This is a genomic window from Paraburkholderia sp. GAS333 (genome assembly GCF_050435665.1).
In the GTDB taxonomy this organism is placed as follows: Bacteria; Pseudomonadota; Gammaproteobacteria; order Burkholderiales; family Burkholderiaceae; genus Paraburkholderia; species Paraburkholderia fungorum_A.
In genome coordinates this window covers 402,975-418,552 of sequence record NZ_JBNDKS010000005.1, presented here as the reverse complement: position 1 = coordinate 418,552, position 15,578 = coordinate 402,975, and the positions used below count along the sequence as shown (strand labels likewise).

Annotated in this window: 11 protein-coding genes; 8 read left to right on the top strand and 3 right to left on the bottom strand. The window is 57.5% G+C overall.

From position 1 onward, the window contains the following. The first annotated feature begins 372 nt into the window (after positions 1-372). Positions 373-1,020 carry a DsbA family oxidoreductase gene (locus ABH945_RS26810; protein WP_429252535.1) on the top strand — a complete coding sequence of 216 codons (648 nt, stop codon included), beginning with the start codon at positions 373-375 and terminating at the stop codon, positions 1,018-1,020. A 341-nt stretch (positions 1,021-1,361) separates the two neighbouring features. Next, positions 1,362-2,180: a hypothetical protein gene (locus ABH945_RS26805; protein WP_429252534.1), complete on the top strand. Its 819-nt coding sequence runs from the start codon at positions 1,362-1,364 to the stop codon at positions 2,178-2,180. A gap of 250 nt (positions 2,181-2,430) precedes the next feature. On the opposite strand, the gene ABH945_RS26800 is transcribed toward ABH945_RS26805, so the two are convergent. Beyond that, the gene (locus ABH945_RS26800) at positions 2,431-2,745 is read right to left on the bottom strand and encodes a DUF4148 domain-containing protein (protein WP_429252533.1); all 315 of its coding nucleotides are present in this window, start codon (positions 2,743-2,745) and stop codon (positions 2,431-2,433) included. Between the two features lie 133 nt (positions 2,746-2,878). Next, positions 2,879-3,973, bottom strand: coding sequence for a porin (locus ABH945_RS26795; RefSeq protein ID WP_074767312.1), 1,095 nt, complete (start codon positions 3,971-3,973; stop codon positions 2,879-2,881). 911 nt (positions 3,974-4,884) lie between these two features. Between ABH945_RS26795 and ABH945_RS26790 the strand changes: the two genes are divergently transcribed. Beyond that, the gene (locus tag ABH945_RS26790) at positions 4,885-6,186 is read left to right on the top strand and encodes a gallate dioxygenase (protein ID WP_429252532.1); all 1,302 of its coding nucleotides are present in this window, start codon (positions 4,885-4,887) and stop codon (positions 6,184-6,186) included. Between the two features lie 114 nt (positions 6,187-6,300). Here the strand turns inward: ABH945_RS26790 and ABH945_RS26785 are convergent, their stop codons facing one another. Next, the gene (locus ABH945_RS26785; RefSeq protein ID WP_429252531.1) at positions 6,301-8,079 is read right to left on the bottom strand and encodes a tannase/feruloyl esterase family alpha/beta hydrolase; all 1,779 of its coding nucleotides are present in this window, start codon (positions 8,077-8,079) and stop codon (positions 6,301-6,303) included. Positions 8,080-9,351: 1,272 nt separating this feature from the next. On the opposite strand from ABH945_RS26785, the gene ABH945_RS26780 reads away from it, so the two are divergent. From ABH945_RS26780 to ABH945_RS26760, 5 genes are all read left to right on the top strand, one after another. Continuing rightward, positions 9,352-10,713 carry an MFS transporter gene (locus ABH945_RS26780; protein WP_074767320.1) on the top strand — a complete coding sequence of 454 codons (1,362 nt, stop codon included), beginning with the start codon at positions 9,352-9,354 and terminating at the stop codon, positions 10,711-10,713. Between the two features lie 67 nt (positions 10,714-10,780). Further along, positions 10,781-11,806: an amidohydrolase family protein gene (locus ABH945_RS26775; RefSeq protein ID WP_429252530.1), complete on the top strand. Its 1,026-nt coding sequence runs from the start codon at positions 10,781-10,783 to the stop codon at positions 11,804-11,806. A 2-nt stretch (positions 11,807-11,808) separates the two neighbouring features. After that, positions 11,809-12,492 carry a 4-carboxy-4-hydroxy-2-oxoadipate aldolase/oxaloacetate decarboxylase gene (gene ligK, locus ABH945_RS26770; RefSeq protein ID WP_429252529.1) on the top strand — a complete coding sequence of 228 codons (684 nt, stop codon included), beginning with the start codon at positions 11,809-11,811 and terminating at the stop codon, positions 12,490-12,492. A gap of 14 nt (positions 12,493-12,506) precedes the next feature. After that, entirely contained in the window at positions 12,507-13,214 is a 708-nt protein-coding gene (locus ABH945_RS26765) for a substrate-binding domain-containing protein (protein ID WP_429252528.1), read from the top strand. A 165-nt stretch (positions 13,215-13,379) separates the two neighbouring features. Beyond that, positions 13,380-15,185, top strand: coding sequence for an FUSC family protein (locus ABH945_RS26760; protein WP_429252527.1), 1,806 nt, complete (start codon positions 13,380-13,382; stop codon positions 15,183-15,185). The last annotated feature ends 393 nt before the right edge of the window (positions 15,186-15,578 follow it).

Genomic DNA, 15,578 nt, shown 5'->3' with positions numbered 1-15,578 from the left:
CCAAAAGCATAGGAGGTGAATCAGCTCAATTGTAAAACCCGTTCATCAATGACCGCGATGCTGCGCAGCAATTCCGTGCATTAGCGTGAATGACACTTAGTGTAGCGTTCACTAAATGTATTATCTAGCGTTCAGCGTAAATGAATGAGCGGAAGTGGATGGCATACATAAAATAGTTATGATATGTCTCGGAATTTTTCGGTAACAGTTTCATGATGAAACGGTTTTTGCCTTGTGGATTTGTCTATCTGCGAGCCGTAAGCGCCTGCGTCCGCTGTGCGCTGCAAGACCCGGCAATCCAGGCTACGCTGGCAGGCAGCCGTCTCTCCTGCCACGCTCGTGGCGCAACAGGTTAAACCAGGTCTGAAAGCCATGAAACAGTCGCTCACCATCGATTTTGTCTCCGATATCGCGTGCCCTTGGTGCGCTATTGGACTCTCGTCACTTCAACTCGCCCTGTCCCGCCTGAGCGACACGGTGGATGCAAATGTCGTCGTGCATCCTTTCGAATTGAATCCGGACATGGAATCGGGCGGCGAGGATATCGTCGATTATCTCGGCAAGAAATATGGACGCACTCCCGAACAGATCGCCGAAACTCAGGCGATGATCCGTGAGCGAGGTGCAAGCGTCGGTTTTGAATTCGGCCCACGTACACGCGTGTATAACACTTTCGATGCGCACCGCCTGATTCATTGGGCCGGTCTCGAAGGTGCGCAGTTGCCACTCAAAATGACTCTGCTTCGCGCATATCATGCCGAGGGCCGCGATCCGAGCGACCATGAAGTGCTGATCGAGGCGGCGCAATCAGTCGGACTCGATGCTGTGCGGGCGCGCGAGGTCCTGCAAAGTGGGGAGTACGCCGCCGAAGTTCGCGCGGAAGAGCGGAACAACCATGCGATGGGTATTCAGTCAGTGCCGTCCATCATATTCAATCGCCGCCATCTGATGACCGGCGGTCAGCCGGTTGAAGCCTTCGTACAGGGCATCCAGCAGATTCTTTCCGGGGCGGCAGATTGAACCGCGGGCCACATGTGTCATGTGGCCGAACAGAACACCGATTTTCTTTGCTAAAGCACGGCCGGGTGTCGATGTTCCTGACCCCGGTGCGCCGACGAATATTGATTCGCGGGTAGGGGAACATGTGGTTCCGAAGTGGCGGATGGCGAGAACATATTAGTTTAGCCAAATACCTTACCAATTATTTTCTCTCAGATCGAATCCGCGAAAAGAATCGGTAAGCCAGTCTCACTGAATGTGCTCTTAGATTTAAGCTAATTCGGCCGTAATAGCGACTAACGTTTCCACAAACTGGATCGACCTCTCTGCGGGAGGTCTCGCTAATCTTACGGGGTACATTGATGTCCATTTCCGCTTTATCGGGAAGCACTGGCAGCACGCCGGCATGGTGGTCGAGCAATGCGAAGACCTATTCACCGGCAGACGACTCCGACTCGTCGTCGACTGACAGTGCGTCGGCCACCAATCCGCTGGCCGCTGCAATCGCGGCCGCACTCGCGCAGATTGGCGTGTCTTCCGGCAGCACATCGTCGACGGCCTCGACTCCTGACTCCTTGTCAATTGACTCGACGTCGGCCACTTCTTCGACTTCCGCTAGTGGGATCAACGCGGCGCTTCAGCAGTTCCTTGGCGGGTTGTTTCAGGCAGCGGGTCCGGGATCGGCGTCGTCCGCTACCGACGGCACGGTTTCGATCAGTATCTCCGAGACGATAGACGGCGTGGACGCAAGCCCTGATACAGACTCCACCGACGACGTGGACGATACGGATGACGCGGATAGCACTGATGGCACAGATGATGCCGAGGTGGCCTCCGATGACACCATGCTTGAGCCGCCCCCTCCGCCGCTAATTGCGCAAGGCTACGGTGGTGATCTGGCGTCGGCACTCCAGAGTCTCGCGCAGTCGCTGACGTCGTCCTCTGCGTCGAGTGCGGATTCGGACAATACGTCGGCGGATGCAAATACAACAGATACGTCGTCGGATGACGGGTCGCTGTCGGATAATTTTCAGAATCTCCTGACGGCGCTGGGATCGCCGGGTGATCCGTCGTCCGCCAGTTCGACCGCGAATCTGCAAACGTTTCTAACCACGCTTGCGAGTAGTTTGCAAAACGGTACGTCTAACGTGAGCGGGATTTTTATCAGCACAACGGCCTGAAATCAGGCGGTAGATGCGAGCAGGGCATTCAGATCGAAGAGAGCTGATGCCCGTGCGGAAAAATGCTTGCGGTGCCCTGGCGGAAGAGGGTGCGCGCCGATAGAGAATTAGATTCTGACATCCGGCGCGCAACACAAGCTGTAACTATCGTTTTTTTTCAGGCAGATTCGAAAGCCCGTTCTACCCTTGCGCCCAGAAAGAAAGATTGAGCGGCGCGTGTCAGGTGAGACAATGCCTCGCCGCCAAATTCTCACTGACTTGCGCCGTGAGCGGCACCTGTCTTTTTCTCTGCATTCTGAAGATCTTTCGAGTAGTTTTCGTCGTCTCGTGTGGCCGGATTGACGCCAGCGTCTTCAAGTTTCTTGAGTTCGGCATTTTTCTTCGCGCGGGCTTCTTTGCGCGCGGCTTTGCGTTGCGCTTTAGCCGCGCTTTTCGACGTGGGCGTAGATGCTGCCGCGCCCGTCGCCGGCACAGAAGATGCCTGTGCGAATACCGACGATGTTCCGACCGACAACGACGCAGCAATAGCCAGCACCGTAAGCAGGTGCATCCTGATTCGCTTCATGATTCTTCTCCTGTCAGGTCGGGATCGCGGGTTCTGAGTAGCAGTGGACCCGTTCCCAACCATTGTTTTCTGAATATCGAATGCGACGAACGAGGCCGGTGAGTGAGCCCCATTCGTCGCCTGCATCTGCGGATTAGAAACGCGTATGCAGGCCCACGCGCGCAATGGCCTGGGTGGTGCCGCTGGACGCGCCGTCCGAGCTGTTCATGCCGTTGATCTGCGCGAGGCCGCCTGAGCTTGCACGCTGATACAGGCCGAGTACATAGACGCTTGTACGCTTCGACAACGCGTAATCGACAATACCCGCGACCTGATGAGCATGGTTGTTGTCGACGACCGAGTTGCCTTTCATGTACATATACGATGCACCCGCGCTGAGTGCCGGCGTGAAGTTATAGTGCGCGCCTGCCGAACCCTGATACACCGAGCCGCCGTTCGCGGAGTTATGGACAGTGGTAAACAATGCGTTGGTGTACCACGCGCCAAACTTGTAGTGCGCGCCGACGCCCCAATTGCGCACGCTGACTTGCGGCGATCCGGCGGTGTAGTACTTGATATTCGTGTAGGCAGCGTTGGCGCCGAAAGAGGCCGCCGCGTAGTTGAGGGCGAAGCTTGTCGAGTTGCCCGCCCCAATCGAGCCTGCTACGCCGCCGAAGCCGTACATCGCGCCCGCGCTGAATCCATCGAAAATCGGCGTGACGTATTTAACCGAGCTGGCGATACGCTCACCGGCCATGCGGTCCCAGTCGAATGCACCGGTTGCATTCGACGGCAGATCGAGCTTCTGGAACGGACCTGCGCGGAAATCGTAAAAGTGGCCTGAAATTTCAGCCGGGTCATTCCCGCCGAAATACAACGAGTCTGTCATGAAGTCATACTGGTTGCCCATGGTGAACTTGCCAAGGCGGTCATTGACGAGGCCCACCAGCGACGTGCGGCTGAACAGACTCGAGTTGGGCATGAATTGCCCGTTGTTGACCTGAAACTGATTCACGAGTTCGAAGATCGCTTTGGTGCCTCCGCCCAGATCTTCCGAACCTCTCATGCCCCACAGATTCGGGCCGTTCACGCCGTCGTCCATCTTGACGTTGCTCTTGCCGGACTGATTGCTCACATACGTGATGCCTGTGTCGATCATGCCAAAGAGAGTGACGCTGCCTTGAGCATGCGCCGCCGTAGCGATAAAAGTACCTGCGAGAACTGCGAGTGCAATTTGTGTCTTTTTCATCGAAATGATCTCCTTCTTTTATTTAGTAATTCCAACTGATTCAGTTTGTAAATGATTAATATTTTTCTGGCGGTCGTTGCACGCGCTGACGTCGTTTAACCGGATCACGGCCTCCCTCCAGAGGCACACGGCCCACACCGGCGGAAATCTGCTGCTGCGGTGAGTTACGTGGTCAACGCGATGAGTGCGTCGATACCACCGTAATTTGCGCTTTACCGAACGTGTGTATCGATCGTCTCCGGGTATTTTGTTTCTCGTGCGGTGCAGCAGCGACGCTGAACGGGGTTCAATATAGTCGGCGCGATGACCGTAAGGAAGTGGCTAAAACCGTCGGAAAATCGGTCGATGTCATTCGCAATATCACCAGAAATTCCGGGGTTTACGCGAACTACTGCGATCGCTTCAGTTGTCGGCTTTTTTGGGGGTGACGCGATAGTGCGTTGAAAAATAAGCTATTTTTGTTGTGAGTACTTTGGTGACGAACCCGATTGACCCATGCGACGCGCCGAAGATTTGTAAGAATGAGGACTCGACAACCGAAAGCCCGATAAATAAAAGAGAAAGCTCTTCGGGCTACTTCGCAACGTGGTTTGAAAGAGCGTTGGGTTCGCGCCACAGCGTTGTCGTCGAACGAATAAACAATACTGTCGACTCGCGACGATAGGCATCACGCGGATGCTTTATCGCATACGCCGGATGCCGAAAAAACGTAGGAGAATTCATCGCATTGGCCTGCTGGCGCGAACATGGCGCTGGATCAATTCCAGTGTCGTTCGCTTATGGCAAGATTCGCCAATCCTCACCGACTGCGGAGCCGTTGCGCTTTAACGTCATGGTGTCGACGCTCGCCTCGATCAACCGGTGCCACGCGATAACAGCACCGGTTCAACGCGTTTTCAAGGGAGTACGGTATGGCACGCATCATCGGCGGCATTGCCGCCTCGCATACACCCACCATCGGGTTCGCTTTCGACAAGAACAAGCGCGACGATCCTGTCTGGGCCCCCATCTTCGAAAACTTCGCGCCACTCGCCGAATGGCTTGACGAAAAACGTCCTGACGTCATCGTCGCTATCTATAACGATCACGTCACGTCGTTTTTTTTCGATCACTACTCGGCCTTTGCGCTGGGTGTCGGACCGGAGTGGCCGGTTGCCGACGAGGGCGGCGGCGCGCGTGATCTTCCGCCGATCAAGGGACATCCGGCACTGGCCGCCCACATTGGCAACTCGCTGATGACCGACGAGTTCGACATGTCGTTCTTTCAGAACAAGGCACTCGATCACGGCTGCTTTTCTCCGCTGTCCATGTTGTGCCCGCATGAGCGTGAATGGCCGGTGAAGCTGGTGCCGCTGCAAATGGGGGTACTTCAATTGCCCATGCCCAGCGCGCGTCGCTTTTATAAGTTAGGTCAGGCACTCAGGCGCGCTATTGAAAGTTATCCGGAAGATCTGAAGGTGGCGATCCTCGCCACAGGCGGCCTTTCGCATCAGGTGCACGGAGAGCGCGCGGGCTTTAACAATACGGAATGGGATCAGCGCTTTCTGGATCTCTTTGAAAATGATCCCGAGCAGCTCGCCGGCATGACGCTCGCCGAATACGCGGAACTCGGCGGCTATGAAGGTGCGGAAGTCGTCATGTGGCTGACCATGCGCGGTGCGCTGTCGGCCAACGTGGTTTGCAAACATCGCAGCTATTACCTGCCGTCCATGGCGGGCATTGCGACTGCGATCTACGAAGGCGAAGCGGGCCAAACGAAGCCTTCGATCATTGAACGCCATCGGCAGCGTATGGCGGTTCAATTGACCGACGCGGAGAAACTGGCGGGTACCTATCCCTTTTCGATTGAAGTTGCGGTCAGGGCATTCCGCATCAACAACTACCTGCACAGTATGGTGGAGCCGGCTCATCGGGAGGCATTCGTTCGCGACCCGGAAGCCAGTTTCGAGGCAGCGGGATTATCCGCCGAAGAGCGCGATCTGATTCGCCGGCGCGACTGGCGCGCGTTGTTGCACTATGGCGTCATCTTCTTCATGCTCGAAAAATTGGGTGCAGTGGTCGGCGTATCGAATCTTCATATCTATGCAGCGATGCGCGGGGAAACGCTCGAAGAGTTCCAGCGCACGAGAAATGCGCCAGGTGCGTTGTACTCGGTGGCGGGAAAGTCGGCAGGGAAACTCGATTGGGATGGCGCAGGGAAGGAAGAGAGCTGATAACGGCGCATTTACCTCTGCAAATGGAAAAGCGAAATTGCCGCCATCAAGGCAATTTCGCTCGGAGAAAGCCGGCTCCCGAGAGCCGGCTTTTAATCAGCTTCGACAACTGGCTTACGGCGCTGCGACACCTTGTGTCTTTGCCGTATATGCGGTGTAGAAGCTTGAGCCTGCCCAAGCCGGTGCCGATGCGTTGTACAGCGGGTCGCCCTGAACATAGTTGGCGCCGTTGTGCCAGTCGCCGGTGCCGGTGAACTTCGCCACTGCCGGATACGGATACACCGGGCGCGACGCCGTCACGGCATTCGACGAATCGGTCTGATACGTCATCACCGCGTTCGGTGCCGTGCCTTGCTCGACCCAGCCCGTCACCTGTGTCACCAGGTCGATGTTCGGGAAGCCTTCGCCGCCGCCACAGTGGCCGACGCCGGGCACGAGGTACATCCGCGCGAACTGGCTCACGTTCGACTCGCCCATCGTGTTCTGCATCGCCTCGAAATAGTTGATCGTGAACAGCGGCGAGATATGCTGGTCGGCCCAGCCGTGCCACAGGATCAGCTTGCCGCCTGCCTTCTGGAAGGCGGAAAGATCGGGGTTGGTTGCGTCGTTGAGCGGGTGATTTGCAGCCAGGAACGTCGGGTAGAAACTTGCATCCTGATAGCCGAACGTGTCGACATTCGGCATGCTCGGTGAACCTGTGAAGATCAGGTTATAGGCGCCCGTTACGATCGAATAGCTGAACAGACCCGTGACCGGCACCGGTGCGTCCGTCGAATTCGTCGTCGGCACTTCGACGCCAACCCAGTTCGCTTCCGAGCCCAGTTGCGGCGAACCTGCGAGCATGCGTTCACCCGTCGTAGCATCGACCGGTCCGCCGTAAATCTTGCTGGCGGTTGCGACTTCCGCTGCGGTCAGGCAATTGCTGGTGCTGGTCGCGCCGTTCGCGCACTGGATCGATGCCGGGTTGAAGTTACACGTGCGCGGATCGGTCAGCAGGCCGTCAGGTACGCCGGTTTGGCCACCGCACGCAGCGACGACTGCCTTGTGCAACACGAGCGCCTTGTCTGCGTAGAGCACGGCATTGCCGGTGCTGTTGCCGGTGGTGCTGTTCGATTCCACGCTCCAGCCGTGATACAGCGAGTTCTGGATCTGGAAGTGAGCAGCCGGAGCGCCCGCGACGATACCGTTGTAGTCTGCCGGATAGCGCTGTGCGGCCATCAACGCTTCGCGGCCACCGTCAGAGCAGCCGATGAAGTACGAGTACTTCTGAACCTGGCCGTAATAGGCCTTGATCAGTTTCTTCGCCGCAAGCGTCGTGATGTGCTGGCCGCGATAAGCGAAGTCAGCCTGCTTTTGCGGGTCGGTGGTCCAGCTTGAACTCTGACCCGAGTGGCCCATATCGGTCGCTGCCGTCACGAAACCGCCGTGTTGTACCAGCGGGCAGGTGTAGCTGAAACTGAACGAGCTTTGCTGGGTCGGGTCACTCAGATTTCCGCACAGGCCGCCGCAACCCAACGCTGCAAAGCGTTGCGTGTAGGTACTGACGGGTAACGCGACTTCGAACGTGTTCGACGGAGCAAGCGTGCCTTTCACCGTACAGAAGTTGACTGTCGCGCCGTTGACGGTGGCAGCGGTGACGGTCGCGGAAGTGATCGAGCTGCCTGCGCCACCGATGTCGGTAATGTCGATCGCGGCCAGCTTCGAACAGTCGACAACCGGAGTGACAACCGATAACGCCGCAGTAGTAGTGGTACTGGCACCACCACTGCTGCTGACGCTACCGCCGCACGCCGCAACAATCGTGGCGCCGACGCAGACGGTGACCAGGGTCAATATCGACACTGTGCGCGCACGGGCCTGGGTGAATAACTGGCGAGGATGCAAAGCTCTCATGCTTGTCTCCCTGACGTGTCTTTTGTATCGAGCATCAGAACCGCGCGCGTACATTCAGAACATATGACGTACTCGCAATGCATTGCGTATCTGGTGTTTGTTTTCATCGATTCACATCTCCTTTTTTTAATACTTGGGCACTAAATAGAACGGCACTCTTGCGCAAGGCGCGCTGTGTTATGTGTTGTGCGCCCGCAATGTTAATCAACATAGCTAATTGTTTTATTTGTGACTTTCTGGAAGAGGTAAGGCCAGTTAGTTTTTACCGTATGTTGCGTACAGGTATTGGGAGTGCGTCAGCGCGAGACCGATCGTCGTCTTCATGCGTGAAGTAAGTGCTTTTGTCTCCGCTCATTCTTGTGCTCTCTCAGTAGATACAGCGAACAACGCGCAGCCTCCACGTATCCATAGAAGGCCGGGGTGGCAAAGCCGGCCGAATCATATGGCTAGTGAGCGCGATGGCTGAGTTTTGACGCGACGTTAGCCGCGCCATGACGGCGACGAAATCCGGGGTTAACCAGAGTCGTGCGGCTTGAGAAGCGGTCATAACTTGCTTGCAGAAACATTACGTTTCAATCGCTGTTGCTCGAAGTCCCGCAGTGCAGGGGCTTTCGCTTTATCGACCGAGGCGGATTGCGCATTTCCGCAATGGTCCCCGCTACAACACGCAATAATTTTTTTAGATGGAGAAAGAGATTGAAAGAGATTCAAATTCGTTGGGCTCGGCGACCCACGCGTTGCGTGCTGTCGCGCGCCAGAAGTCACCGCTATTAGCCAACGCAGTGCCGCGTTTCGTTCCGCCCGCACGTGCCTGTCTTTGCGAGTCTGGACAAAAACTCGGGCTCGCTTACCCGTTCTATGCGACTTCGTTCGTGCGTCATCTGATTTGTTTATCGAGGTGTAATTCGTCGGGCAGTCGCCGAGGCTGCTTTGGAGGGCCGACGAGGCGGCCTTCAACCTTATTTGACAGCCTTTCGGAAGGGGTTTCGCTGGTTTCGGCGGTGCTATGCGGAACAGTGAAAAAGCGGATACTTCGTCCACGCATCTGGTTAACCCGCACTTTTGGAAGCAGTGGTCGAACGGATACCTTCGGCGTCAGTTACATGAGGAAGGTAGGCGACGCACCATCGACACGACCGGCAACGGGGGCGATGAAAGTATCCAGCCTGAGGCTCCGGCCGAGGGGGACGGCACCTGCTCTTGCACTGATCGTAAGGCAAATGCCGGCTTTGGCCGCGCTACAAAACCAATGAAGGGGACAGGAGAAATCTGATGACGAGTGGAACAACGAGCGGTAAGAGAATCGATATCAAGGCGTTCATCGACGAGCGGCCTATCTCGGCGTATCAGTGGCTACTGGTAGCGCTGTGTTTTCTGGTTGTGACCGCCGACGGCATGGACGTCGCGATCATGGGCTTTGTCGCGCCGTCCATCATTCACGACTGGGCGATTTCGCGCCCCGCATTCGGTCTGGTGATGAGTGCCGCGCCGATCGGTCTCGTGATCGGCGCGCTGACTGCGGGCCCTGCGTCGGATCGTATCGGCCGCAAATGGGTGCTGATTACTTCGGTGTTTCTGTTTGGCGTTTTCACGATTGCGACAGCGTTCACGCAAACACCGGCCGCTATGGCGCTGCTGCGTCTGCTGACCGGAATCGGACTCGGCGCTGCCATGCCGAACTCGACGACGCTGCTGTCGGAGTACGCACCACAGCGCAAGCGCGCATTGCTGATCACCATCATGTTCACGGGTTTCAACCTGGGTTCGGCATTGATCGGCTTTGCTGCAGGCTGGCTGATTCCGGTACACGGCTGGCGCTCGGTGCTGATTTTCGGCGGCACGCTGCCACTGGTTCTGATTCCGCTGCAAATCTGGTTGCTGCCTGAGTCGGCCCGTTTGCTCGCAGTGCGTGGCGCAACGTCAAAGCGTATTGGCGCTGTTCTGGGCCGCGTGTGCGGCGCGCGTTTTGCCGGCGACGAAGTGTTCGTTTCGAATGAACCGCCGCTGCCCACGCGCAAGCCGATTGGCGTGCTCTTCTCGCAGGGCTATAGCACGATGACTATCGCGCTGTGGGTCACGTATTTCATGGGCCTGCTGGTGATCTATCTGTTGACCGGCTGGTTGCCGACGCTGATGAAGGATGCGGGTCTGACGGTTACCGCAGCCGCCAACGTGACGGCAATGTTCCAGATTGGTGGCACGGTCGGCGCAGTCCTGGTGGGCTGGATCATGGACAAGGCTCGCCCGGCTCCGGTGATCAGTGCGGCGTATCTGGGCGGTGCATTGTGTGTGCTCGGGCTCGGCTACATCGGCGCAATGTCATCGTCGCTCGCGATGCTGGTGTTTGCCGCAGGCTTCTGCATGAGCGGTGCGCAAACCGGTTTGAACGCTTATGCGCCTGGCCGTTATCCGACCGTGGCGCGTGCCACGGGCGTGAGCTGGATGCTTGGCATGGGGCGTTTCGGCAGCATCTTTGGCTCCGCGATTGGTGGCGCGTTGCTGGGTTTGGGTTGGCAGTTCGGCGGTATTCTCGCCATGCTGGCTATTCCCGCCACGCTCGCTGCCATTGCTATTCTGGTGAGCCAGCGCGTAAGCGCCGGCGAAGCAGCGCCTCGTACGAACGCGGCACACTGAATCAAGGCGGCGCGTGCGGCTTTGCCGCAGCGCGCCGCTGGTTAGATCAATTTTCTGAGGAGAGACGGTGATCATCGACATTCATGGCCATTACACCACCGCGCCAAAAGCGCTGGAGATGTGGCGCAACCGCCAGATTGCGGGTATCAAGAATCCGTCCGAGATGCCGAAGGCGTCCGAGTTGCAGATTAGCGATGACGAATTGCGCGAATCGATTGAAGGCAATCAGTTGAGGCTCATGCGTGAGCGTGGCCTCGATCTGACGATCTTCAGCCCGCGTGCAAGTTTCATGGCGCATCACATTGGCGACGCACAGATCTCCGCTACGTGGGCCGCAATCTGTAATGAGCTTTGCTTCCGGGTCAGCCAACTCTTCCCCGATAACTTCGTGCCGGCAGCGATGCTGCCGCAAAGTCCCGGTGTCGATACCGCCACGTGTATCCCCGAACTTGTCAAATGCGTCGAGCAGTACGGCAATGTCGCGATCAATCTGAACCCCGATCCGTCGGGTGGTCACTGGACCAGCCCGCCGCTGTCCGATCGCTACTGGTATCCGATCTACGAGAAGATGGTCGAGTACGACATTCCGGCTATGGTTCACGTGAGCACGAGTTGCAATGCGTGTTTCCACACCACGGGCGCGCACTATCTGAATGCTGACACCACCGCGTTCATGCAATGCCTGACATCGGATCTGTTCCGCGATTTCCCGACGTTGCGTTTCGTGATCCCGCACGGCGGCGGCGCCGTTCCTTATCACTGGGGACGTTTCCGCGGACTCGCACAGGAACTGAAAAAGCCTTTGCTGAAGGATCATCTGCTGAACAACATTTTCTTCGACACCTGTGTTTACCATCAGCCGGGTATCGATTTGCTGACGCGCGTGATCCCCGTCGACAACATTCTGTTTGCGAGCGAAATGATCGGTGCAGTGCGCGGCATCGATCCGGAAACGGGTCACTATTTCGACGATACGAAGCGCTATATCGAAGCGGCGCATGTCGACGTGGAAGAGCGGAACAAGATTTATGAAGGAAACGCGCGGCGTGTTTATCCTCGCCTCGATGCGCTGCTTAAATCGAAGGGACATTGATCATGTATGAACTTGGAGTGGTATATCGCAACATCCCGCGCGCGGATAAAGACGTTGCCGCGAAGCTCGGTGCGCTCGGGTCGGCGACTGTCCACGAAGCCATGGGGCGAGTGGGTCTGCTGAAGCCGTATATGCGTCCAATCTATGTCGGCGCGCGCGCCAGCGGCACGGCGGTCACGGTGCTGCTGCAACCCGGCGACAACTGGATGATGCATGTCGCAGCCGAGCAGATTCAACCGGGCGACATCGTGATTGCAGGCGTGACAGCGGACTGCACCGACGGATATTTCGGTGACTTGCTGGCAACCAGTTTCAAGGCGCGGGGCGCACATGCGCTGGTTATCGATGCAGGCGTTCGCGACGTGAGCGTGCTGACCGAAATGAATTTCCCGGTCTGGAGCAAGGCGATTTCCTCGAAGGGTACGGTCAAGGCGACACTCGGCTCGGTGAATATCCCAGTGGTTTGCGCCGGTGCGCTGGTCACGCCGGGCGATGTAGTGGTCGCGGACGACGACGGCGTTGTGATCGTGCCGTCGGCAATCGCCGCTGCCGTCCTTGAGAAAGCGGCCGCGCGCGAAGCGTTCGAAGGCGAGAAGCGTGCAAAGTTGGCGAGCGGCATACTGGGTCTGGATATGTACAACATGCGCGGACCGTTGGAAAAGGCCGGCTTGCGCTACAAGGATTGAACAGGGTGATCGATATGGTCAGCGGTCAAGCTGGGCGCAAACCGATCACCGGCATTTCGTCGATGGCCACGCGCCAGGTACTGGCCGAACTTGCGGCAGCTTACGAGCGCAAGTCGGGGCAGCGGGTGATCATCGAGTCGGTAGGCGGTGTCGACGCTGCGCGCCGAGTTCAGGATGGCGAAGCATTCGATATTGTCGTGCTCGCTTCGGATGCACTCGACCGTCTGGCTGCGACCGGCCATGTCGACCCCTCCAGCAAGGTCGGTCTCGCACGCTCGGGCGTTGCCATTGCGGTGGCGGCTGGCGAGCGGCATCCGGACATCAGTACAGAGGCGGCGCTCCGTGAGGCTGTTCTGAACGTGCGCAGCATCGGCTATTCGACGGGGCCGAGCGGCACGCATCTGACGCGTCTGTTCGAGCGTTGGGGTATCGCGGAAAGTATCGCGTCGCGTATCGTGCAGGCGCCGGCCGGCGTTCCTGTCGGTGCGCTGGTCGCGCGCGGCGATGTGGCGCTCGGCTTTCAGCAGCTCAGCGAACTAATCCACTTGCCCGGTATCGAGGTGGTCGGTGCAATGCCGCCCTCGACTCAGGTCACCACTATTTTTGCAGCCTCGATCTGCCCGGCGACAAAGCAACGTGGTGCCGCGCAAGAGTTTCTATCGTTTCTGACTTCACGCGAAGCCGACGACGCCAAATTGGCAAATGGTATGGAGCCGGTATGATGGCATTACATGGCTTGCCGCATTAGTGCTTCCAGATGATCTGCGTCGCAAATAAAGCAGCGGGTTTTGTAAAGCGCGGTCCGCATTTCACGGCAAGCTGCCTGGTTCATTAAAGAGGCTCGGACCGATACCGTTCTGATTCGCCGCTCCAATAAGGTTGAGTGAGTGATCGCCGAGTTCTTCCATCTCCGCAAATCCGGACCGCGTTGGCCCGTCGCTTGCCGCGCTGCAATCAGCATCGGATTGCTGGTAGCGACCGGGTGGCTGTCCGGGCACTTATCGGCAGGATTGATGGCGACGCTCGGTGCGTTCACGTCGCTTTATGCGTCCGATCGTCCTTATCGCAATCGCGCGCGGGTACTCGCCGGCATTGCACTCTCGTTTGCAGTGGCCGTGAGCCTTGGCGTAAGCGTGCAGCATCTGCCGGGACTGGCTATTCCTCTGCTTGTCGTGATTGCAATGCTCGCGACGTTTATCTGCCATGCGATCAGAATCGGCCAGCCGGGCGCTTATATGTTCGCGTTGGCCTGTGCCGCGGGCACGAGTATCCCCGTCGCTGATATGGCGTTCTACGAGGTTGGCGCGCTGGTTCTGGCGGGGGGCGCAGTGTCGTGGATCGTGCACATGGCGGCCGGAATTTTTTGGCCTCGCGGTCCCGAGCGGCAGGCGGTCGTGGCGGCATCGCGCGCGGTTGAACATTTCGCAGAAATGGTTGGCACAGGAGAAGAGGATCAGGCTCGCCACGACGCCGCTCTATCACTTCATGATGCATGGGCCGCGCTCGTGACTTATCAGCCGCTTCATGTTCATCCCGATACGGCACTGTTGCACTTGCTGGCTCTCAATCGCGAACTGCATCTGCTTTTTGCCGCATGCGTCAATGCTGGCAAATCGTCTGGAATAGACAGGCACGTTCTGGCGACGCGGGCTTCTGAAATTGGGCAACAGGCGGAATCATCCGCTGATAATCGCAGTCCCTCGCGGCAATCTGATTTTCCTTTGGGACGTCTCAGCTCGTCCGAATTAATCGTCGAATCGCTTGAATGGAATTCCGCTGCGTCGGCGGTCACGCTGCGTGTAGGCGTTGCGGTGGCGGTGGCCGGCACAATTGGCGCGGCGTTTGGTCTGGAGCGCGCCTATTGGGCAATGGCCGCCGCCGTGCTCGTTTTGCATCAGGGATTGGCGTGGCAACGCACCTTGCGACGGGGCGTCGAGCGGACCATCGGCACGCTGGTCGGGCTAGGGGTGGCAGGTGCCATACTCGCGATTCATCCAGCCGGTGCATGGCTCGTGCTAACCATGATGAGCCTCCAGTTTTGCGTCGAGATGCTGGTCGCGCGCAATTACGCATTTGCCGTCGTGTTCGTCACGTCAATCGCATTACTGATTGCGTCGGGCGGTCACAGCGTGGCCGAGCCCGGCACACTTCTCCTGGCGCGTGGACTCGATACTGCCATTGGTTGCGGCATCGGGCTGCTTGTTTATGTACTCTTCCGGCCGCGTGATTCGTTTTTGTCGATACGTCAACAGATTGTTCTCACGTTGATTGCCGTTCAGGCGGTGGTCCGGCACATTGCAACGAGCAGCGTGACGACCGCCGCTGCACAGCAGGATCGTCGCGATCTTCAGCACCGTATTCTGGGGCTGGTGGAGTGGTACGAAGAGGAGGCGGGTGGCCTGATGAGTCACCGGGCTATCGCGAATCGGATGAAGCCGGCAGTCGATGCCGTACAACGGCTAGGCTATAAAGTTCTCGCCGCGTGCTGGTCCCTCGAGGCGACGCAAGAGGAGCGCACTATCCTGGCGATGCATGACGCTGTTTCATCAGACGAATTCATAAAGACCTCCGTTGCGTTGGAAGACGTCATCGGTAGATTGCAGAATGGAAAAAGCCCGGTTACGTCGCAAGACGTGCCGGAGTTTGTACGCGAAGAAATACGTGCGCTGTGTGAGTCGCTGACGTTCGATTGAGTCGCTGAGCGGCAATCGTGCGTCGACCTGGTGAAAGCCGTGTTGGTGTGCGTCGAGTCGATTCGACCCATCGCTTGTCCTGCTCGAATGACACGTCGACCACATGCAAAATCTTTCGACGTTGGGAAATGACGTTTTGTTATTCAACGAAAGTACCTGAAAGCGGCTTTTGCGACACCGACGTTTGTAAAAGCGCGCGCTCCATCCTCACTGTCAAAGTCATCGTCGAGTTCGCGTAGTAGTTGCCGGACTCGTCCAGATCGGCTTATCCAATCGCTTTCGGTTGATTTAAATACGCTGGAATTTCTATCCCCGATCAATACTTCGCGATTATTCTAATTTAATTCCAGCGATAGCGATGGGGTAAATCCATTTCCGCGGGATAAGGTCATT

What these genes read in the sequence shown, in the direction of transcription:
- ABH945_RS26805 (WP_429252534.1), top strand. Translation starts at nt 1,362, where the DNA reads ATGTCCATTTCCGCTTTATCGGGAAGCACTGGCAGCACGCCGGCATGG.
- ABH945_RS26810 (WP_429252535.1), top strand. Translation starts at nt 373, where the DNA reads ATGAAACAGTCGCTCACCATCGATTTTGTCTCCGATATCGCGTGCCCT.
- ABH945_RS26800 (WP_429252533.1), bottom strand. Translation starts at nt 2,745, where the DNA reads ATGAAGCGAATCAGGATGCACCTGCTTACGGTGCTGGCTATTGCTGCG.
- ABH945_RS26790 (WP_429252532.1), top strand. Translation starts at nt 4,885, where the DNA reads ATGGCACGCATCATCGGCGGCATTGCCGCCTCGCATACACCCACCATC.
- ABH945_RS26780 (WP_074767320.1), top strand. Translation starts at nt 9,352, where the DNA reads ATGACGAGTGGAACAACGAGCGGTAAGAGAATCGATATCAAGGCGTTC.
- ligK (WP_429252529.1), top strand. Translation starts at nt 11,809, where the DNA reads ATGTATGAACTTGGAGTGGTATATCGCAACATCCCGCGCGCGGATAAA.
- ABH945_RS26765 (WP_429252528.1), top strand. Translation starts at nt 12,507, where the DNA reads ATGGTCAGCGGTCAAGCTGGGCGCAAACCGATCACCGGCATTTCGTCG.
- ABH945_RS26795 (WP_074767312.1), bottom strand. Translation starts at nt 3,973, where the DNA reads ATGAAAAAGACACAAATTGCACTCGCAGTTCTCGCAGGTACTTTTATC.
- ABH945_RS26785 (WP_429252531.1), bottom strand. Translation starts at nt 8,079, where the DNA reads ATGAGAGCTTTGCATCCTCGCCAGTTATTCACCCAGGCCCGTGCGCGC.